General features: G+C 38.8%; 17 protein-coding genes. 11 read left to right on the plus strand and 6 right to left on the minus strand.

All coding sequences use genetic code 11. The annotated features are described in order from the left end of the window. Positions 1-173: 173 nt before the first annotated feature. From murC to ACQKOG_RS11110, 3 genes are all read left to right on the plus strand, one after another. On the plus strand, positions 174-1,487 hold the full coding sequence (gene murC, locus ACQKOG_RS11100; protein WP_370075791.1) for a UDP-N-acetylmuramate--L-alanine ligase: 1,314 nt from the start codon (positions 174-176) through the stop codon (positions 1,485-1,487). Between the two features lie 111 nt (positions 1,488-1,598). Further along, the gene (locus ACQKOG_RS11105; RefSeq protein WP_370075789.1) at positions 1,599-2,105 is read left to right on the plus strand and encodes a DUF948 domain-containing protein; all 507 of its coding nucleotides are present in this window, start codon (positions 1,599-1,601) and stop codon (positions 2,103-2,105) included. A gap of 133 nt (positions 2,106-2,238) precedes the next feature. After that, the gene (locus ACQKOG_RS11110) at positions 2,239-2,739 is read left to right on the plus strand and encodes a YtxH domain-containing protein (protein WP_370075787.1); all 501 of its coding nucleotides are present in this window, start codon (positions 2,239-2,241) and stop codon (positions 2,737-2,739) included. A gap of 52 nt (positions 2,740-2,791) precedes the next feature. On the opposite strand, the gene ACQKOG_RS11115 is transcribed toward ACQKOG_RS11110, so the two are convergent. After that, positions 2,792-4,945, minus strand: coding sequence for a cell division FtsA domain-containing protein (locus ACQKOG_RS11115; RefSeq protein ID WP_415732897.1), 2,154 nt, complete (start codon positions 4,943-4,945; stop codon positions 2,792-2,794). 360 nt (positions 4,946-5,305) lie between these two features. Here ACQKOG_RS11115 and ACQKOG_RS11120 point away from each other — a divergent pair, with 360 nt between their 5' ends. The 3 genes from ACQKOG_RS11120 (at position 5,306) to ccpA (ending at position 8,082) form a co-directional block, all read left to right on the plus strand. Further along, positions 5,306-6,391: a bifunctional 3-deoxy-7-phosphoheptulonate synthase/chorismate mutase gene (locus ACQKOG_RS11120; protein ID WP_370075783.1), complete on the plus strand. Its 1,086-nt coding sequence runs from the start codon at positions 5,306-5,308 to the stop codon at positions 6,389-6,391. A gap of 76 nt (positions 6,392-6,467) precedes the next feature. Continuing rightward, on the plus strand, positions 6,468-6,674 hold the full coding sequence (locus ACQKOG_RS11125) for a hypothetical protein (protein ID WP_370075781.1): 207 nt from the start codon (positions 6,468-6,470) through the stop codon (positions 6,672-6,674). Between the two features lie 403 nt (positions 6,675-7,077). Beyond that, positions 7,078-8,082, plus strand: a complete 1,005-nt coding sequence (gene ccpA, locus ACQKOG_RS11130) for a catabolite control protein A (RefSeq protein WP_370075779.1) — start codon at positions 7,078-7,080, stop codon at positions 8,080-8,082. A 128-nt stretch (positions 8,083-8,210) separates the two neighbouring features. Here ccpA and ACQKOG_RS11135 read toward each other — a convergent pair whose 3' ends face one another. Genes ACQKOG_RS11135 through ACQKOG_RS11145 form a run of 3 tightly spaced genes read right to left on the minus strand, consistent with a single transcriptional unit; the run spans position 8,211 to position 10,675 of the window. Next, entirely contained in the window at positions 8,211-9,371 is a 1,161-nt protein-coding gene (locus ACQKOG_RS11135; RefSeq protein WP_370075777.1) for an acetoin utilization protein AcuC, read from the minus strand. Continuing rightward, positions 9,368-10,018, minus strand: coding sequence for an acetoin utilization AcuB family protein (locus tag ACQKOG_RS11140; RefSeq protein WP_370075775.1), 651 nt, complete (start codon positions 10,016-10,018; stop codon positions 9,368-9,370). Before ACQKOG_RS11140 ends, ACQKOG_RS11135 begins: the two co-directional genes overlap by 4 nt. A gap of 24 nt (positions 10,019-10,042) precedes the next feature. Continuing rightward, positions 10,043-10,675, minus strand: a complete 633-nt coding sequence (locus ACQKOG_RS11145) for a GNAT family N-acetyltransferase (protein ID WP_370075773.1) — start codon at positions 10,673-10,675, stop codon at positions 10,043-10,045. 639 nt (positions 10,676-11,314) lie between these two features. Here ACQKOG_RS11145 and acsA point away from each other — a divergent pair. Then, the gene (gene acsA, locus ACQKOG_RS11150; RefSeq protein WP_370075771.1) at positions 11,315-13,042 is read left to right on the plus strand and encodes an acetate--CoA ligase; all 1,728 of its coding nucleotides are present in this window, start codon (positions 11,315-11,317) and stop codon (positions 13,040-13,042) included. Between the two features lie 157 nt (positions 13,043-13,199). Here acsA and ACQKOG_RS11155 read toward each other — a convergent pair whose 3' ends face one another. Beyond that, a complete protein-coding gene (locus ACQKOG_RS11155; protein WP_370075769.1) occupies positions 13,200-13,700 on the minus strand; it encodes an amino acid oxidase in 501 nt (166 codons plus the stop codon). Between the two features lie 369 nt (positions 13,701-14,069). Between ACQKOG_RS11155 and argC the strand changes: the two genes are divergently transcribed. The 4 genes from argC (at position 14,070) to ACQKOG_RS11175 (ending at position 18,421) form a co-directional block, all read left to right on the plus strand. Beyond that, positions 14,070-15,104 (plus strand): N-acetyl-gamma-glutamyl-phosphate reductase, encoded by a 1,035-nt coding sequence (gene argC / locus ACQKOG_RS11160; protein ID WP_370075767.1) that lies wholly within the window; start codon positions 14,070-14,072, stop codon positions 15,102-15,104. Between the two features lie 93 nt (positions 15,105-15,197). Beyond that, positions 15,198-16,430: a bifunctional glutamate N-acetyltransferase/amino-acid acetyltransferase ArgJ gene (gene argJ / locus ACQKOG_RS11165; RefSeq protein WP_370075765.1), complete on the plus strand. Its 1,233-nt coding sequence runs from the start codon at positions 15,198-15,200 to the stop codon at positions 16,428-16,430. Continuing rightward, positions 16,393-17,163, plus strand: a complete 771-nt coding sequence (gene argB, locus ACQKOG_RS11170) for an acetylglutamate kinase (RefSeq protein ID WP_370075763.1) — start codon at positions 16,393-16,395, stop codon at positions 17,161-17,163. Before argJ ends, argB begins: the two co-directional genes overlap by 38 nt. A gap of 127 nt (positions 17,164-17,290) precedes the next feature. Beyond that, complete coding sequence (locus ACQKOG_RS11175; protein WP_370075761.1) at positions 17,291-18,421, plus strand: acetylornithine transaminase; 1,131 nt, start codon at positions 17,291-17,293, stop codon at positions 18,419-18,421. Positions 18,422-18,845: 424 nt separating this feature from the next. Here the strand turns inward: ACQKOG_RS11175 and ACQKOG_RS11180 are convergent, their stop codons facing one another. Continuing rightward, entirely contained in the window at positions 18,846-19,727 is an 882-nt protein-coding gene (locus tag ACQKOG_RS11180; RefSeq protein WP_370075759.1) for an NAD-dependent epimerase/dehydratase family protein, read from the minus strand. Between the last annotated feature and the right edge of the window lie 56 nt (positions 19,728-19,783).

A 19,783-nucleotide genomic window follows, 5' to 3' on the forward strand; every position in this document is an offset into this window, starting at 1 on the left:
AGAAAAGTTACACATTTATCCTAATGCATAAATAGTGCTATAATAGACGAGATATGAAGATGAGTACGTATTTTTTAGTACTTACAAAGGTATTAATACCTAATAATTAGTGAAAAATACGATACACCTAATAGATGATAGAAGGGATATTGAATTCCCGGGGGGTTTAATTAATGACAGTTTTTCATTTCACAGGCATTAAAGGTTCTGGCATGAGTTCACTTGCACAAATCTTATTTGATGCTGGTGAACAAGTACAGGGCTCAGATGTTGATAAATATTTCTTCACGGAACAGCCGTTACGTGATCGTAATATTCCAATTTTTACATTTACCGCAGATAATATTAAAGAAGGTATGACAGTTATTGCAGGGAACGCATTTCCTGATGACCATCCTGAATTAGAGCGTGCTCGTGAAATCGGTGTAGAAGTTATTCGCTACCATAAATTTTTAGGTGAATATATCGGTAATTATACGTCGATTGCTATTACTGGTGCACATGGTAAAACATCAACAACAGGCTTGATGGCTCATGTTGTAGGTGGGTATAAACCAACTTCTTATTTAATCGGTGATGGAACAGGAGCTGGACATGAAAATGCTGACTTCTTTGTGATGGAAGCATGTGAATACCGTCGACACTTTTTAGCTTATAATCCCGATTACGCTGTAATGACTAATATTGATTTTGACCATCCAGACTACTTTGCAAACATAGAGGATGTTTATTCAGCATTTCAATCATTAGCACTACAGGTTAAAAAAGCAATTATTGCTTGCGGTGATGATGAACATCTACAACGTATTCAAGCAAAGGTGCCTGTTGTTTATTACGGTTTTGGGGCTGAAAATGATTTTGAAGCTCGTAATGTTGAAAAAACAACTAAGGGTACAAAATTTGATGTATTTGTCCGTAATGAATTTTATAGCACTTTCTTTATCCCGTTATTTGGAGATCATGCGGTATTAAATACATTAGCTGTTATTACACTTTGCCAATATGAAGGTATTTCACCAGAAATCGTTCAAGAACGTTTATACACATACAAAGGTGTAAAAAGACGTTTTACAGAAACGAATATTGGGAATAATGTTTTAATAGATGACTATGCACACCATCCAACAGAAATCCGTGCAACGGTTCAATCAGCACGACAAAAGTTTCCGGATCGTGAGTTAGTAGCTATTTTCCAACCACATACATTTACACGTACACAAGCTTTTTTACAGGATTTTGCGGATAGTCTAAGTCTTGCAGATACAGCATACTTATGTGATATTTTTGGCTCTGCAAGGGAAACACAAGGCGCACTTTCAATCCAAGATTTAGCGTCTTTAATTGAAGGCAGTGCAGTGATTACCACTGAAGGAATTGAAGTGTTAACAAAGCATAAGGACGCAGTATTTTTATTTATGGGCGCAGGCGATGTTCACAAATTCCAAGATGCTTTTGAAGACGTGCTAAAGAACAACGAAACAGCTTAGTCCGCAAGGAATAAGCTGTTTTTTCTCAAAAATGAGGAGGAATTCAGTTTTTTTTGTCGAATTTAAGGAAATGAATAGTAAAGAGAATTTTTACTTGTAGGAGGTCTAGTTATGGAAGTTATTTTGTATATTGCAGCAATTATCGCAGCAATCGGTTTTTTAATTTTTTGTGTGAGCGTTGGAATGACATTATTTTCGCTCAAACCAATCCTTAACAGTTTAGCTGGAACATTATCGGGTATTGAAGGACAAATGGAAGGTATTACACGTGAAACGACTTCCTTACTATCCAAAACAAATAGCTTGGCAGAGGATATTCAAGAAAAATCTGAACAGTTAAATTCCGTTGTTCATGCAGTCAAAGGAATTGGCGACTCTGTAAATGGTTTAAATACATCTGTACAGCAAATTACTTCTTCAATTTCTAAAACTGTGGAACAAAATGAAGAAAAAATTGCGCAAGTTGTTCAATGGAGTAATGTCGCAATTGGCATTGCAGATAAGTGGAAGAATCGTAAAATTATCGATCAGGCCAATGAGGTGATTCAAGAAGATGTTTATTCTTCTGAATCAGAGCAGTCGGAAAAACCGAAAAGAAAATGGGGCCGTAAAAAATAATTATTATTCGGTGGCATTAAATGTCAACGGAATAAAAATAAAGTCTTAAGCATATGTTGAAGAATGCATCCGCGAAAGCAGATGGACAACCAGTCTAAGCAAATTAGATAATAAGATGGGGAGGAATTGTTGCATGACAACTCAAAAGCCAAATTATAATGAAGTGAAGGAACAACAACTTGAAAGTTCATTGCCACAGCTTTATCAACCGCAAGAGTCGATCTATGAAGAGGAGCGAGTGAACATGAAGGATTTTGTTATTGGCGCATTAGTTGGGGGTATAGTAGGTGCAGCTGCAGGCTTATTACTAGCTCCAAAATCAGGGAAAGATTTACGTAGCGATGTAGCAGTACAAGCTGTTAACTTAAAAGATAAGAGTGCAGATTTCTCGACAACTGCTAAAGATAAAACGGTTCAATTATCTAAACAAATTCAAGAACAATCTACACAATTAGTAGAGAAAGTAAAAATATTAAAATCAGCAAAAGCACCAACTGTTTTTGACGATGGTACTGTTTCTTTTGAGGGTGAAGAGCCACTGGAGGATTTCATTCCTAGTGAAGAACCTAAAGCAGAGGATGCTAGTGAAAAAAAGGAACAAGCTGAAGAAAAAAGTGAAGAAGTTCGCGCATAATAGATAAAAGGGATACGCTACATCTTATCATAGATGTAACGTATCCCTTTTTTTAAGATATGGGCGCTTTTTCTAGTAAAATCTCTAATTTATCCCCGCCGAAAATCTCCATATCAAAGCTGGCCGGTTGACCATTTCGTAAAATTGTAAAATTACCTTTAAATGTAGTAGGTAGTTGCCAATTAGAGAAGCGGAACACATCCTGGTATATCCAACGACTTCGGTCTTTTTCTTTAAATGAAAGTGTTGCTCCATTTGGAACGGTTGAAAGAGGTGAAACTACTACATGATTAACGAGAACTTCGTTGGCCATCTTCTTCAGCTCTAACACTTCGTTTTGAAAGTGTATGATGATTTTATCCTCAAGTAAAACATTCATTTGGTCAGCAATCCGTTGAACAGTAGGGAATGTTTGTTGCTGAAATGTAAGTACATCACCATCTTGGACAGCATATGACATTTTAGCTGGTTTACCATTAATCATTAGATGGGCTGAAAACTCTGGTAAATAAAGTGGCTTTCCGTCCACTTGAATATAAAATGACTCAAATTGTTTTAATAACTCCCAATTATTTGTGAGCTTAAATACATCCTCGACTGTTTCGGATATTTCAAACATCACAACATCTCGATCATTTAATGCACTATCGAGTGATGCACTAGAACTATTAACAGTTATTTGTGGTTCAATTACATATTTTGTATGCTGAATTGTAATTGTTTTAATGGCAGCATCATCTACAATATCTCTCACCGTAGCATTAGCTGGCTGACCGTCTTGGCCTTCAATTAGCTGGATAGCATCGCCTGTTTTAATCATCGTTTTTGTGGATGCCTGATGACCATTCACTAAAATTTCTGCCGGCTGACCGTGACCACCAGGGATGAAAATATCTTGTCCATTTACATTCACTGATAATCCATATCCCGGTTTTCCATATAATTGCTTTGCTCGAATATTGGCTGCTAAAAATGCATCGGCAACGGTCATTTCCTTTAATTCAAAAAGGCGAACTACTTGCTCATTGACAGTTAGACTCATATATTGAATAGGCATTTTTTTTGCTGCGATGGCGATACCAATTGGGGTCACCAATTCAGGAGATGCTTTGATATGATCTTCCTTCGTTAAGTTTTGAATGGCATCAATCCCTCGAACGGCAATGCGATTGGCAGGTAAATCTAGTACCAGTCCAAGTTCAGTTGTAAGATTTGGTGTTAAGCTACCTCCACCAACAAGCATTACTGCCTTAGGAGCTATGCGATTATTAAGACGCAAAATTTCTTCCCCAATGGCTTTTGCAAGTTGCTTAACAGCAGGTTCAATTGCTTGAAGAACTTCTTCTTTCGGATAATATTGGTCAAAGCCTAAAATATCCTGAATTAAAATTTCTTCATCTGTTTGCAGTTGACGTTTCGCTTTTTCGGCAACTGGAAAGTCGAGTAAGTAGTGGTCACTTAAAGCCTCTGTTATTTCATCACCAGCTGTTGGTACCATGCCATATGCGACAACGGTACTTTTATCGGTAATGGCAATATCAGATGTACCAGCACCAATATCAACAAGCGCCACATTTAAACGACGCATTGTTGGGGGGATAAGCACATTAATAGCTGCAATAGGTTCTAATGTTAGTGCATCCATTTCTAAATCCGCGCGTTTAAGAGCCGCGATAAGTGATTCTACGACAACTCGTGGCAAGAACGTAGCAATAACTTCAATTTGTGCTTCATCACCTTGCTGATCGAGTAGGCTACCAATTTCTTCGCCATCTAAACGATAGTATAAAACTGAATAACCAACACAATAATAGTGGCTTATTTTAGCGTCTTCTTTTTGTTGAAGGAGCTGTTGCTGTGCCTGTTGAACAGCTTGCAGTTCTAAACGACTTATATCTTCTTCTGTAAAGATTGGTCGATTACGTATATTGATCGTCACGCTTGCTTGTTCTGTTTTTAATGAGCGACCAGCCGCAGCGACGCTCACTTTTTTTAAAGGACCATGCTTCTCTTCAAGTTCATGTTTAATTTCATTGATTAAATCTGCCACATACATGACATTATGTATTTGACCATCAACCATGGCGCGTTCTTTATGTTCTTTTACTAAGATGTCTTCCACGTGAAAGCGGTCATTATCTTCAGCTAAAATAATGCCTACTACAGAACGTGTACCGATATCAAGTGCAAATAATTTTGAACTCAATGTCCTCGCTTCCTTTCTAGTTATATGTTAACTTCTTTCAGCAAAATTCAGCTGGCATAGAGGAACTCAGGCTAAGAACTTCACATCCTGTGAAAGCGCCTGAGTGACCAACATCGTGTTGCTGACGCTACGCTTTCGCACAAAAAACATTTGTTGGCCCAAAGCCTCCTGCGGATGTCACGAAACGTTATACTCGCTTCCTTTCTTGTAATATGTTAATATAATTTAGCGAGTTGAAGCGCTAAATTAAAAATGCGTGACATTCTGTGCAACATTGATTATAATGTTGCTAATATCTAAAAATGTAACATACATTTCAGAGTTCTGAAAGTGTCTGTCATGAGGAGAGGAGCAAGAAACATGAGCCAAAAAGATTTAGAAAGCTTACGTAGTCAAATAGACGGTTTAAACTTAGAAATTCTTCGTCTAATTAACGAACGCGCAGCAGTAGTTGATGAAATCGGTAAGATTAAAGAAAAACAAGGTGTGAATCGCTATGACCCGTTACGTGAACGCCATATGCTTGATCTTATTAAAGAGCACAATCAAGGTCCATTAAACCAAATGACGGTTGATTATATATTTAAGCAAATCTTTAAAACAGCTTTAAAACAACTTGAAGCGGATAAGAAAAAAGAATTACTTGTTTCCCGTAAGAAAAAATCAGAAGATACTGTCATTAATGTGAATGGTGAGCTAATTGGCCAAGGAAAACCATCTTTCGTATTTGGACCTTGCGCTGTAGAATCATACGAACAAGTAGCGGCAGTAGCAGAATCTATTAAAGCAAAAGGTGAAAAGTTAATTCGTGGCGGCGCTTATAAACCACGTACTTCTCCATATGACTTCCAAGGTCTTGGATTAGAAGGACTTAAAATTTTAAAACGTGTGTCAGAGGAATACGGTTTAGGCGTTATTACGGAAATCGTTACACCAGGTCATTTAGAGGAAGCTTTAGATTACATCGATGTTATCCAAATTGGTGCACGTAATATGCAAAACTTCGAATTATTAAAAGCTGCGGGTGCAACAAATAAACCTGTACTTTTAAAAAGAGGCTTAGCGGCGACAATTGATGAATTCATTCACGCTGCAGAATACATTATGTCTAAAGGAAATGAGAACATCATTCTTTGTGAGCGTGGTATTCGTACTTACGAAAAAGCAACTCGTAACACATTAGATATTTCTGCTGTACCAATTTTAAAACAAGAAACGCATTTACCAGTATTTGTAGACGTAACGCATTCAACAGGTCGTCGTGATTTACTATTACCATGTGCTAAGGCAGCAATTGCTATTGGAGCTGATGGCGTTATGGCAGAGGTGCATCCAGATCCATCTGTAGCACTTTCTGATTCACAACAACAAATGGATATTCCAACATTTGATGCTTTCTACGATACACTACAAAAATTCATGAAGAGCCATGAAATCAATGCATAATTTCTTTCAGCAATTATTTTCTGTACCGAAAGCGTAGCGGCAGGTACAGAAGTCTCTCACCTCTATAGGTGGTGAGATGAATGCAGATTTAAGTTACTTTTCAGTGGGTGTCCAAACACCCGCTGAAATAGAGAAACTCAGTCTAAGAACGCCACGTCCTGTGGCAATTTATCTGTGCGAAAGCGAAGCGACAGCAACACGGTTTTATCTGTGCGAAAGCGAAGCGACAGCAACACGGTTTTATCTGTGCGAAAGCGAAGCGACAGCAACAACACACGACTGAGTGACCAACATCTGTGCTGTCGCTACGTTGCACTACGCTTTCGCGCAAAAAACATCTGTTGGCCCAAAGCCTCCGGCGGATGTCAGGGAATCGGAAAGGAGTTCTTAGGGGATGTTAGCCTAAAACCATCGCATCCATGCGATAACAGCTAACTGACCTGCATCACGCAAGGCTTAAGCACAAAGCCGATTCCAGACGCAATTATGCCGGGGCATAATTGATATGTTGATAAACACCGCTTGCTTTAATCGGCAGGCGGTGTTTACTATATAGTGACAAAATAATGACTAGAAAAGTACTATTTGTACTTGGTTTTTCTTTTCATGTACATACTGCTTCTTGAAAAGAATATGAAAATTATCGTATGATAAGGCTATAAAAGGAAAAAAGGGAGGCACGTACGATGACTGTTACAATTTATGATGTTGCAAGAGAAGCAAATGTTTCTATGGCAACGGTCTCTCGTGTAGTCAATGGTAATCAAAACGTAAAACCGGCAACACGAAAAAAAGTATTAGAAGTAATTGAACGATTAGAGTATCGTCCAAACGCAGTAGCGCGTGGATTAGCAAGTAAGAAAACAACAACAGTTGGCGTGATTATCCCGGATATTGCAAATAATGTTTATGCGGAGCTGGCACGTGGTGTAGAGGATATTGCAACAATGTATCGTTACAATATTATTTTAGCCAACTCAGACCAACATGAAGATAAAGAGCTTCAGCTACTGGATACAATGCTAGGAAAACAGGTTGACGGTATTGTTATGATGAGTGATGAAGTAACTGAAAAAATGCAACAAACTATGGATCATTCACCGGTACCAATTGTGCTTGCAGGTTCAGTAGATGAATCGCAAACAATTGCGACTGTTAACATTGATTATTTCCAAGCAGCCTATGAGGCGATTACATTACTCATTCAAAATGGCCATAAGCGAATCGCTTTCGTAACAGGTCCGCTTACGTATACTATTAATGGAAAATTCAAACTTGAAGCTTATAAAAAAGCCTTACAAGACGCAGGTTTACCTATAGATGAATCACTAATCGCTGCAGAAGAATCGAGCTATGATATGGGCTTAGAGGCGTGGGAATCATTATCCTCACTTGAAAATCCTCCAACTGCTTATTTTGCAGGTAGTGACGAATTAGCAATTGGATTGATTCATGGTGCACAGGATGCAGGTAAAGATGTACCTGAGGATATCGAAGTGATCAGCTTTGAAAATTCAAAATTAGCACGCATGGTTCGTCCACAGCTAACAAGTGTCGCATTACCGCTGTATGATATCGGAGCTGTCGCAATGCGCTTGCTAACTAAATTGATGAGCAAAGAGCCTGTTGAGGACGAAGCGGTTATTTTACCTCATCGTATAGAACATCGACAGTCTGTCAAAAGTAAATAACAGTAATTAACACGTAAATCTGATAATGGATTTGCGTGTTTTTTTTATAGAGAGATTGAAAGCCGAAAGTAACCGATAGAGGACTAAGGTGAAAATAAAAAGCCTCACGATTGTCGTGAGGCATAGTGTTAAACGTGTTTTTCATTGCGAATAATATGAAGCGCTTTGGTTAGCATTTGCGCGTTTTTTTCTTCAATCTCAGCCTTTCGAGGGATTGGCTCATACAATGGATTTGGATCCTCCCAAGTTGGAATAAAAGGCACTGGTGCTTCTGGCTGCCAACGATCTAACCAAGCTTGTGGTAGGGGGCCTGTTGGTAATTGCTGATCTGTCATTTCAAGCCATAGCATCGACCACGCGCGAGGCACAACACGCCAAATATCATAGCCTCCACCGCCAACGGCAATCCATTTCCCCCCACAATATTCATGTGCTAATTTATGCGCAAGCTTTGGAATTTCTCTATAAATGTTCATTGTTCCATATAAATGTGTTAATGGATCAAAATAATGTGCATCTGCGCCGTTTTGCGTTAACACAACATCCGGCTTGAAAAATTCAAAGACTTCTCGCATAGCCTTTTCATATATGTCTAGGAAACTCTCATCTTCTGTAAAAGCATCAATTGGAAAATTAAAAGAAGTGCCATAGCCCTGTCCATTCCCGCGTTCCGTAATATTACCAGTTCCGGGGAAAAGATAGCGCCCTGTTTCATGAATAGACAATGTACAAACATCTGGATCTTCATAAAAACTCCATTGCACCCCATCTCCATGATGGGCATCGGTATCTACATAAAGTACACGAGCATTGTATTTTTCCTGCAAATAGCGAATAGCTACTGTACTATCGTTATAAATACAAAAACCTGATGCACGGCCGCGGAAGCCGTGGTGTAGCCCTCCTCCTAGATTGAGGGCGTGCTCGGCTTTTCCTTCCATTACATAATCGACAGCTGTTAATGTTCCACCGACAAGCTGTGCACTTGCTTCGTGCATATTTTCAAAAATGGGTGTATCTTCGGTGCCTATGCCGTAGCTTTCACATTGTGCCTCTGAAAGCTCACCATGTCCTGCTCTTTTAACGATTTCAATATATTTTGGATCATGTGCAAGTAAAAGTTCTTCCTCTGTTGCGACACGAGCTGGAACGATATCCAAATCATCAAGAGCATCAATATTCTTTAACAAATCCATTGTAAGCGTCAAGCGTTTATGATTGAAAGGATGGGTATCTGAAAATTTATATCCGAGTTGCTCTGGCGAGTACACAAATACTGCTTTTTTCATTGTAATGAAACACCTGGTAAATTAGGCCATAATACATCAAAGCCCTCTTTACGAAGTTCTTCAATCATAGCTAGTGGATTGAGAGTTTTTACTCGGATACTTAAAATTTTATTTTGCGTATTTTCAGAGTCAGGATAAACTAAGACGCTTTGGACATTTGCATGATGTTTACGAAAAATTTTAGTAATCTCAAATAATATTCCTGGCGTATCGGATACACGAATTTCAATTTTTGAGCCAGGTTCAGTGGCACCAGTTAACTCTATGTATGTATAGAGTAAATCTGTGGTAGTGACAATCCCAACTAATTTTCCTCCGGAGACAATTGGTAAACAGCCTATTTTAGATTCATAAAAAGTAAGAGCAACCTCCTCTACGAAATCAAGAGGATGACCGACAATTGGATTTTTAATCATAATCTCTTCCACTTTTGCATTAAAAACTGGTGAATTAGGCTCATCCCGTAACGAGGAAGGCAATGCCTCTTTAATATCTCTTTCAGTGATCACCCCAAGAACATGATGCTCCTCATCTACAACTGGTAAATGACGTACTTTTTTCTCACGCATGAACTTCAGCGCTTCAACCACTGTATTTGTCGGAGCCAACGTGTAGGGCTCATTATTCATAATTTCTTCTACGATCATATACTCATCCCCTTTGTGTTGGTTTTAATACATGAAGCGATTTTTAAAGCGAAGTCTATCGAATCTTTCCATTGTCTCAGGAGGCACGCGTTTGCCTTCACGTGCCATCAGGCAGTTAGCAGGATGTGATGTGATCTCAGGGTCATCTGTAGCAAAATATTCGAAGGTGGCAGAGCCCATCATTTTCTCCATCATTTTGCGATAATCCCAAACGTTTAAACCAGTCCCTTTTAAATCCCAATGCCAATAATATTCGGTAGTGATAACAAGATAGTCTTCCATTTCATCTCCCATAAAAGATACGGCTAGTAGTGCTTTACCAGCACCTGTACCACGATAGTCTGGAATGACTTCAATAGCACCTAGCTCAATCATGTTATCAATACGATCCTCCGCCCAGCGTTCGAGTGGATCGGGATATAGATAAGTAACGTAGCCTACAATAATGTTTTCATTTCGAATAATAATAATTCGTCCTTCAGGAAGTCCTGCAATTTCTATAATGGCTTGCTGCTGTTGCTTTGGAGGTCTAAAAGCAACCAAGCCTTCGTGGAATGAATATGTCGCTAATTTTTCTGGAGGAACAGGTCCTTCCACATACACAGTACCATGCTTTGTTTCCTTTGTGACAGAAAAAAAAGTTTTTTTGTGTTCCATAATTACACCACCTGAGTTTAATAGTTCCATTATAGCTGATTTCCTGCGGAAAAACGCTACTTTTTGCAAAATATACCTGTGTTTTTAGAAAAGTGAAAATATTAAGACATTCTTAGTGATTTCGTGTAAAATATATGTATATTGCATCTGTTATTCAACAGATGAATGTAGTGTGAATAAGCATTCACTAATTTTACACTACCTTAACTGTTGTATAACAAGTGCTACATAACGTAGTTGTCTTTGGAGAAGGTGGCGGATTTTTAAGGGGGAATTAATGAAATTACGATTTAACTTCTTTCAGCAAATGTCTATTGTAGCAAAAGCGAAGCATCAGCTACAAATGTTTTTTGTAACGTAAGTGAAACGGCAGTTACAAATCACTTTTGTACCGAAAGCGTAGCGGCAGGTACAGAAGTCTCCCACTTCTATAGATGGTGAGAAGAATGCTGATGCTGAATTAAGTTACTTTTCAACGGGTATCCAAACACCTGCTGAAAGAAGTTAAAGCCTCCGGCGGATGTCATGAAATCGGCTTTGTGCAAGCACTAAGCCGATTCCGGACGCAATTATGCCGAGGCATAATTGAAAATTTGCTTACTAATATACTAAGGCGATCGCAAAGAGAGGGGTAGTTTCATGGGGATGAAAATGTTGGAGAAGTTGAATGCTTTACCGGGGCAATATAATTTGCTTGATTATGAGAAAGCAGCGGCAACACATGATTGGACAGAGACAGAAAAGGGGTTCAGTTGGTATGAAACAGGGCTTGTAAATATGGCATACGAGGCAATTGATCGTCATACAGAAACGCATCGAAAAAACAAAGTTGCACTTTATTTTAATGATGGAAAGCGTAAAGAGGCTTATTCTTTCAATGAAATGAAAAAGTTGACGAATAAAGCCGCAAATGTTTTTAAAGCAGCAACAAATTTGGAAAAAGGTGATCGATTATTTATTTTTATGCCGCGTTCACCGGAGCTTTATTTTTCTTTATTAGGCGCATTGAAAATGGGTGTGATTGTAGGTCCACTATTCGAGGCATTCATGGAAGGTGCTGTTTATGACAGACTTGCAGATAGCGAAGCTAAAGTATTAGTGACAACACCAGAGTTACTTGAACGCGTACCTTTAGCAAAGCTACCACATTTGCAGCACGTCTTTTTAGTAGGATCTGATATAGAGGAAACAACACAAATTTTAGATTTTAATAGACGCTTGAAAGGAGCATCTTCTCAATTTGATATTGAATGGGTGGACAGAGAGGATGGTATGATTCTTCATTATACTTCTGGATCAACTGGAGCACCAAAGGGCGTATTGCATGTTCATAATGCAATGCTTCAACAATATCAATCTACGCAATGGGTATTAGATTTGCGTGAAGACGATATTTACTGGTGTACAGCTGATCCAGGATGGGTGACAGGCACAGCGTATGGCATTTTTGGTCCATGGTTAAATGGTGTCACAATGCTAATTGTTGGTGGGAGATTTTCACCACAAGCTTGGTACCAAGCTATTGAGGATTATAGTGTAACAGTTTGGTATAGTGCACCAACTGCTTTCAGAATGTTAATGGGTGCTGGTAGTGGTATGCTTGAGAACTATGATCTATCTTCGGTACGTCACATTTTATCTGTTGGTGAGCCGTTAAATCCAGAGGTAATTCGTTGGGGGACTGATGAGTTAGGTCAACGCATTCATGATACGTGGTGGATGACAGAAACTGGTGCGCATATGATTTGTAACTATCCTTCTATGGATATTAAGCCAGGCTCAATGGGTAAACCATTACCAGGTATTCATGCGACGATTGTTGATGATGCGGGTAATGAAGTACCACCTTTTACAATGGGGAATTTAGCGGTTCGACGTGGTTGGCCTGCAATGATGCGTCAAATTTGGGGAAATCCAGAGCGTTATGAATCCTATTTCTTAAAAGGTGAATGGTATGTGTCTGGGGACTCTGCCTATATGGATGATGATGGCTACTTCTGGTTCCAGGGGCGTGTAGATGATGTTATTATGACAGCTGGTGAGCGGGTAGGTCCTTTCGAGGTAGAAAGTAAGCTACTAGAGCACCCCGATATAGTAGAGGCAGGGGTGATTGGAAAGCCAGATCCTGTCCGAGGTGAAATTATTAAAGCCTTTGTATCATTACGTGAGGGAGTTGAACCTTCAGATGCATTGATAGAGGATATTCGTAATTTTGTTAAGAAGGGCTTATCTGCACACGCAGCACCACGTGAAATCGAATTTAAGGATAAGTTACCAAAAACACGCAGTGGTAAGATTATGCGTCGTGTGTTAAAGGCGTGGGAGTTAAATTTACCAACTGGTGATTTATCTACGATGGAAGATTAATTATATGAAGCAGGAATTTATTCGGTCGACGAAAAATTCCTGCTTTCTTTTTTAAAAAGCGCTGTTTAACTTGAGTATTTTTTTCTCAAATGAAAAGCGTATTCGAGAATTTTCGAATACGCTGGTTTTCTGATGGAAAATACATGAAAATATACCTTTATAATGTTTCGATCTTTTGGAAAATATCTTTGTAAAGGATATCTAACTCTTTTTCACCTTTTAAATAGAAATACCAAGCATCTTCTCTATTTGCATCGTTATCAGATAAATAAATTGTTGTATGAGATCTATTATTTAATGATTCCCAATGAGCTGTTTCATAGGTAACCCCTTCTCTTGTAAATGGAAAATGACGTTTTGTTGAATCAAAAAAAATAATTGGCATTTTAGAATTATTATAAACTTTAACAAATCTATCATCTGATGCTTCTTCAAACATCACTGGTGTTATCATAACAGCATCAAAATTTGTTGAAATATGCAATGTATCTTCACTAAAATCATCTAATGAAATTGGTTCGAAATGAATTTTTTCGTTATTTAATTCAGGAATATCACCAACTACAGCAATTTTTAAAGGTGCTCCATCATATTTAACTTCATCATTTGAACACGCAACTAATAATAACAAACTCAATATTAAAAAAATTTTTTTCAAATTTATATTCCCCTTTTTCATAATCCCGTCCTTTTATTAACCAAGGTTACTTATGTTTCTTTCATTATATATTATCATTCTACAAATATTCCCAAAAACTTTGTTATTATCATTTTTTTCTTAATGGTATCTTTATTGGGTATAAGCAATTTTCCACCGCAAATGCACGAAAAGAATGTTCATCAGAATCAAACGCAAATGAATCCAAGAAATTAGACCATGCCAAATACTCGTCTAGTTCTTCAAATTTTGTCTTAAAATCAATTACTCAATAAATATTGCGAAAAATTCAGATATAAATAAAAATTCAGTTGACTTAATAAATATGCAGACGTATACTAATTTTAACTTATTTCAGAGGTGAGTGCATTGAAAGTAGGAATTGTTGGTGCAACCGGATATGGTGGCTTAGAACTTATTCGATTTTTACATAATCATAAAGCGGTGGAACGGATCGATTTATTCACATCTTCAGAAGAAGGCGTAAATTTTTCTTCTAAGTTTGGTCATCTTGTTAATATTGCCGATACACCTTTACAAAAAATTGATTATGGGGCTTTGGAGAAATTTGATGTTGTTTTTACAAGTACACCTTCAGGGGTGACAAGTGAGTTATTACCTCCATTGGTAGGGAAAGGTCCTAAATTAATAGACTTGTCTGGTGACTTCCGTTTACAAGATCCAGCGAGTTATAAAGCATGGTACGGTAAAAAAGCTGCGCCATTAGAATTTATTCAACAAAGTGTATATGGCTTAACTGAATGGAATGCAGAAAATGTTCAACATGCTCCTCTTATCGCAAATCCAGGGTGTTATCCAACAGCCGTTTTACTTTCGTTGTTACCATTGCTAAAAGAACGATTGATTGATTCGAGCTTTTTAGTGATTGATGCGAAAAGTGGGATTTCTGGGGCTGGGAATAAACCATCGCAAACAACGCATTTTAGTGAGACCAACGAAAGCTTTTCAATCTATAAAACGAATACACATCAGCATATACCGGAAATCGAGCAGGCCATTTCAATGTTCGCGGGGGTTGATACAACCATATCTTTTAATACTCATTTAGTGCCAATGACTAGAGGGATTTTATCTACCTCATATGCACCTGTTATGTCTGGTGTTACAGAGAAGCAGCTAGTTGCTTGTTTACAGAGTGCCTATGAAAAGCATCCGTTTGTGCGGATTGTTACAGATGTAAATAGTCTAGGAACAAACCGCGTTAAAGGTTCGAACTATTGCGACATTTTGGTGAAAGTTGATAGCCGTACGAATCGTGCCACGATTGTTGGCGTCATCGATAATTTAGTTAAAGGGGCTGCAGGGCAAGCCATTCAAAATATGAATGTTCAATTTGATTTACCACAAACGACAGGATTAGATGTTGTTCCGTTCTTTCTGTAACTTATTTCAGCGAATCTTTTATGTAGCGAAAGCAGAGCGTCAGCTACTCTTTATATGCCAAGGAAAATTGATTAACTAAGGAGGAAAAATTTTATGACATTAATAGCATCCACGAGTATTATGAAAAAATTATCAAGTAAAAATATTGTTTCACCAAAGGGCTTTAAAGCTGCGGGTTTACATTGTGGTTTAAAGCATAAGAAAAAAGATTTAGCTGTGTTAGTTAGTGAAGTACCCGCAAGTGTAGCAGGTGTCTTTACAACGAACGCTGTACAGGCAGCACCATTAAAAGTAACGAAAGAGGTTGTGTATACAACGAAGAAAATGCAGGCGATGATTGTCAACTCCGGAAATGCAAATGCTTGTACAGGAAAGCAAGGAGCGAAGGATGCACAAACAATGCAGGCCCTCATGGCAGAAAAGCTAGGTATCGGGGCAAATTTAGTAGGTGTTTGCTCAACGGGTGTCATCGGTGAAATTATGAATATGGAGCCACTGGCAAATGGGATTTATCAGTTAGAGCCAAAGGATAATTTAGAAAGTGCTATTGATTTTGCACAAGCGATTATGACAACAGATACGGTTATGAAAAACACAAGTTACAGTACTATTGTTGATGGCAAAGAGATTATTATCGCTGGTGTTGCAAAAGGGTCAGGTATGATTGAACCAAATATGGCAACGATGCTAGGTTTTATTACGACAGATGCAAATATTGAATCAGATGTGCTACAGGCTACCTTATCTGATATAACAAATATGACTTTCAATGCAATTACAGTGGATGGGGATACATCTACAAATGACACAGTAGTTGTAATGGCAAACGGCTTAGCAGGAAATGTAGCTTTAACTCCTGACCATCCAGATTGGCAAAACTTCTATTATACATTGAAAACAGTAGCTGAAGACTTAGCGAAAATGATTGCCAAAGATGGTGAGGGGGCAACGAAGCTAATTGAGGTTGAAGTTGAAGGGGCGTTTTCGGATGAAGAAGGACGTAAAATTGCTAAAACGGTAGTTGGTTCACCACTTGTGAAAACGGCAGTATTTGGCTGTGATGCAAACTGGGGACGTATTATTGCCGCTGTAGGCTATAGTGGCGCAACAGTTGATCCAGAAAAAATTACGATCCAAATTGGCGGTGTTACGATGGTTGAAAACGGTGAGCCGATTCCATTTTCGGAGGATGGGTTAATTCAAATTTTAAAAATGCATGAAGTGAAAATCTATGTGTCGCTTGGTATTGGGGAAGGCAAGGGGCATGCTTGGGGATGTGATCTAACTTATGACTACGTTCAAATCAATGCCTCATACCGCTCGTAAACGAATGGTCATTAAGCTTGGTGGAAGTACGTTAGAGGGCTTAAATGAGTCGTTTTTTGAGAATTTTAAAAAACTCCAAGAAAGCGGCATAGAGCTTATTATTACCCATGGTGGTGGTCCAGCTATTAACCGTGAACTAGCGGTGCGCGGAATAGAATCACATGCTTTAAATGGTATTCGTGTCACGAGTGAAGCTGCAATGGATATTGTACAGTCAACGTTAATAGGAAAGGTCAATCCTGCGCTTGTTCATGAATTAACGACTTCTGGCATTGCTGCGATTGGATTAAACGGCTTCGATGGTCAGTTAATTGTAGCGGATTATCTAGATAAAGACGTATACGGTTTTGTTGGTGAAGTGAAAACCGTCAACACATTTTTGCTAGAAGCAATAATTAGTGCTGGGGTTGTACCGGTTATTGCTTGCGTGGGATCAGATGAACATGGTCAGGCATTAAATATTAATGGAGATACGGTAGCAAGTGAAATAGCGCTAGCAATAGATGCAGATAGTTTATTACTTGTAACGGATGTAAGTGGTATTCGCATTAACGATGAATATCAATCGAAAGCAACACCTTCTTTCATCAATCAATGGATTGAGGAGGGGCATATTTATGGAGGGATGATACCTAAAGTTAATGGAGCTCTCGAATGCTTAAGTGCAGGCATTCCATCAGTGCAAATTGTTGGAGAATCCTTAGTAGGTACGACGATTTTATCTGGGGGATGAAGAAAGCAAATTAGTAAAAGTCATTCTTCTTTATAGTTTAAGAGTGACCTTTCAATGGCATAGAGGTAGCAATATAGTTATTTAGAGAAGAAGATTGTTATAGCCAAAATTAGTAGGAGTTGATAAAATGAGTGCTTTATTTGGAAACTATGGCAAACGCCGCGCCCAAGTTGTCAAAGGGCAAGGAACTGTTGTAGAAGATTCGGCTGGGAAAAAATATTTAGATTTTACAAGTGGAATTGCTGTAGTGAGTCTTGGTCATGCACATCCTGCAATCGTGGAGGCTGTTCATGATCAAAGTAAAAAGCTTTTGCATATTTCTAATTTATTTGATATTCCCGGTCAGGAGAAGGTTGCGCAAAAATTAATAGCAGATACACATTTTTCTTATGCATTTTTCTGTAATAGTGGTGCGGAAGCAAATGAAGCGGCCATTAAGCTTGCTCGTAAGCATACAGGGAAAAATCATATTATTACTTTTGAAAAATCTTTTCATGGGCGAACTTTTGGAGCGATGTCCGCAACAGGTCAGAGCAATATACATAATGGCTTCGGACCGCTTATTGAAAAATTTACGATTCTTCCTTTTAATGATGTGTCAGCACTTGAAGCAACGATTGACGATTCTGTTGCGGCAATTATGCTAGAAATGATTCAAGGTGAGGGCGGTGTTAACAGGGTATCACCAGAATTCGCAGCAGCAATCGCTAAAGTCTGTGACGACAAAGGAATATTACTAATCATCGATGAAGTTCAAACAGGTATTGGACGAACAGGAACAAGATATGCCTATGAGCAAACGATTTTAAAGCCAAATATCGTGACATTGGCAAAAGGGCTAGGTGGTGGATTCCCAGTTGGTGGGATGCTTGGAACAGCCGAGCTATATGATTCATTTGGTCCTGGCACACATGGGACAACATTCGGTGGGAACCCACTTGCGATGAGTGTTGCTGAAACCGTGCTTAATCATGTTTTTGAACCTGCTTTTTTACAAAATGTGCAGCAGCAATCTTCGTATTTTGTTAAGCAGTTGAAAGAGAATCTACCGACTACGTATACGGTACAGGGTCAGGGCTTACTTCTTGGCATTGGTTGTGGCGATACTGAGGTAGCCTCGTATATAGCTGCAGCAGAGGAAAACGGCTTATTATTAGTAGGAGCAGGACCAAATGTTATTCGTCTACTACCACCATTAACCGTTTCAAAAGCAGAGATCGATGAAGCAGTTGCAATATTAAAAACGATACTGTTATAGTATTAGGCCAATTAACTACGATGAAAATGAATCTGCTAGACTTTCTTTGGAGAAGTCTAGCAGATTTTTAATGGCTTATCATCGGAAGTTTGGGATGACATTTTGTTAAAATATATGCCATGTGAATAAGTTGATTGGAGTGGAGGCTGGGCGACTCCTCGGGGATCAGCGGATAGAGGAACGAAGGCTAAAACCATCACGTCCTGTGATAACGCCTTCGTGACCAACATCGTGTTGGCCCGAGACCCTGCAGCGAAGCGAAGCGGCTCATCGGACGCCCCCAGGAAGCTCTGCTCTGCGCGAAAGCGAAGCGACAGCGGCAAATGTTTTATCTGTGCGAAAGCGAAGCGACAGCGGCAAAGCGCCCAGCCGAAACAGAAATCAACCTCACATTATGGTGATAAGTTTTTTATTTAGTGAAATCCTATTGTAACTCTTTTACTAATTTTTTCACTAGAGTAGGGAGCCAATCATGAAGTTGACTAAATGCAAAGCCTGCAGCCTCTGCCTTTGTAGTTGTCATATACCAATCTGCAGGAACTCCATACGGTGACTGCGACATTTCATCGCCACCTACTAGTGAAATTTTCGCATGCTTTCCGGTTGTTTCTTCAATAAGCCCCAGCAAATCCTTTAATGAAATTGCACCCGTAGCTGTTGCATTATAAGGTCCTTCAATTGGTGTAATGCCAGCAAAATATAAAAATGCTGCTGCTTCGTCATCCGTAATAAAGCTCATCTTTGCTTCAATATTTGGTAATGAAATAGGCTGGTCCTGTAAAATTCGTTCAATGTGAAAATGTAAACGGCGTGTATAGTCGTTCTCCCCCATAACAATCGGGAAACGTACAGCGACAACAGGGAACGTGGCCTCTTTGAAAAGTACTGCCTCTGCTTGACGCTTACCCTCACCATACGAAAAATCTTCACGATTCCCCATCCGAACTTCATAATCATATGGATTAAAATCTTCTTCAGTTTTGACAATGCTGTCTATTTCGTAGGTGGATAGAGTAGATGTGAAAACGAGCTTTTTCGTTTTACCTTCTAAAATTTCACATATTTTATGAGCTTCGTTAGGAGAATAGCAAATATTATCATAGACAATATCCCATGTTGTACCTGATAGTGCCTGTGACAACGAATCGGCATCATCTCGATTAACAATTAGCTGCTTCACCTTTGTGCCAAAAGGATTTCCACTTTGTCCACGTGTTAAAATAGTTACGCTATGCCCATTTTGAAGATAGAGTTCAACAAGCTTTTTACCAAAAAAACGAGTGCCTCCTAAAACTAAAATGTTCAATTATTTCCACCCCTTCAAATTAGTAGTCCCCTTTATAATGACAAAAAAACAGGCAT

It is taken from the genome of Lysinibacillus sp. NPDC093216, from assembly GCF_050280325.1.
Taxonomy (GTDB): domain Bacteria; phylum Bacillota; class Bacilli; order Bacillales_A; family Planococcaceae; genus Lysinibacillus.

Excerpts from the sequence above, each read along its gene's own strand:
- murC (WP_370075791.1), top strand. The coding sequence starts at position 174 with ATGACAGTTTTTCATTTCACAGGCATTAAAGGTTCTGGCATGAGTTCA.
- ACQKOG_RS11105 (WP_370075789.1), top strand. The coding sequence starts at position 1,599 with ATGGAAGTTATTTTGTATATTGCAGCAATTATCGCAGCAATCGGTTTT.
- ACQKOG_RS11110 (WP_370075787.1), top strand. The coding sequence starts at position 2,239 with ATGACAACTCAAAAGCCAAATTATAATGAAGTGAAGGAACAACAACTT.
- ACQKOG_RS11120 (WP_370075783.1), top strand. The coding sequence starts at position 5,306 with ATGAGCCAAAAAGATTTAGAAAGCTTACGTAGTCAAATAGACGGTTTA.
- ACQKOG_RS11125 (WP_370075781.1), top strand. The coding sequence starts at position 6,468 with ATGAATGCAGATTTAAGTTACTTTTCAGTGGGTGTCCAAACACCCGCT.
- ccpA (WP_370075779.1), top strand. The coding sequence starts at position 7,078 with ATGACTGTTACAATTTATGATGTTGCAAGAGAAGCAAATGTTTCTATG.
- ACQKOG_RS11135 (WP_370075777.1), bottom strand. The coding sequence starts at position 9,371 with ATGAAAAAAGCAGTATTTGTGTACTCGCCAGAGCAACTCGGATATAAA.
- ACQKOG_RS11140 (WP_370075775.1), bottom strand. The coding sequence starts at position 10,018 with ATGATCGTAGAAGAAATTATGAATAATGAGCCCTACACGTTGGCTCCG.
- ACQKOG_RS11145 (WP_370075773.1), bottom strand. The coding sequence starts at position 10,675 with ATGGAACACAAAAAAACTTTTTTTTCTGTCACAAAGGAAACAAAGCAT.
- acsA (WP_370075771.1), top strand. The coding sequence starts at position 11,315 with ATGGGGATGAAAATGTTGGAGAAGTTGAATGCTTTACCGGGGCAATAT.
- argJ (WP_370075765.1), top strand. The coding sequence starts at position 15,198 with ATGACATTAATAGCATCCACGAGTATTATGAAAAAATTATCAAGTAAA.
- argB (WP_370075763.1), top strand. The coding sequence starts at position 16,393 with ATGACTACGTTCAAATCAATGCCTCATACCGCTCGTAAACGAATGGTC.
- ACQKOG_RS11175 (WP_370075761.1), top strand. The coding sequence starts at position 17,291 with ATGAGTGCTTTATTTGGAAACTATGGCAAACGCCGCGCCCAAGTTGTC.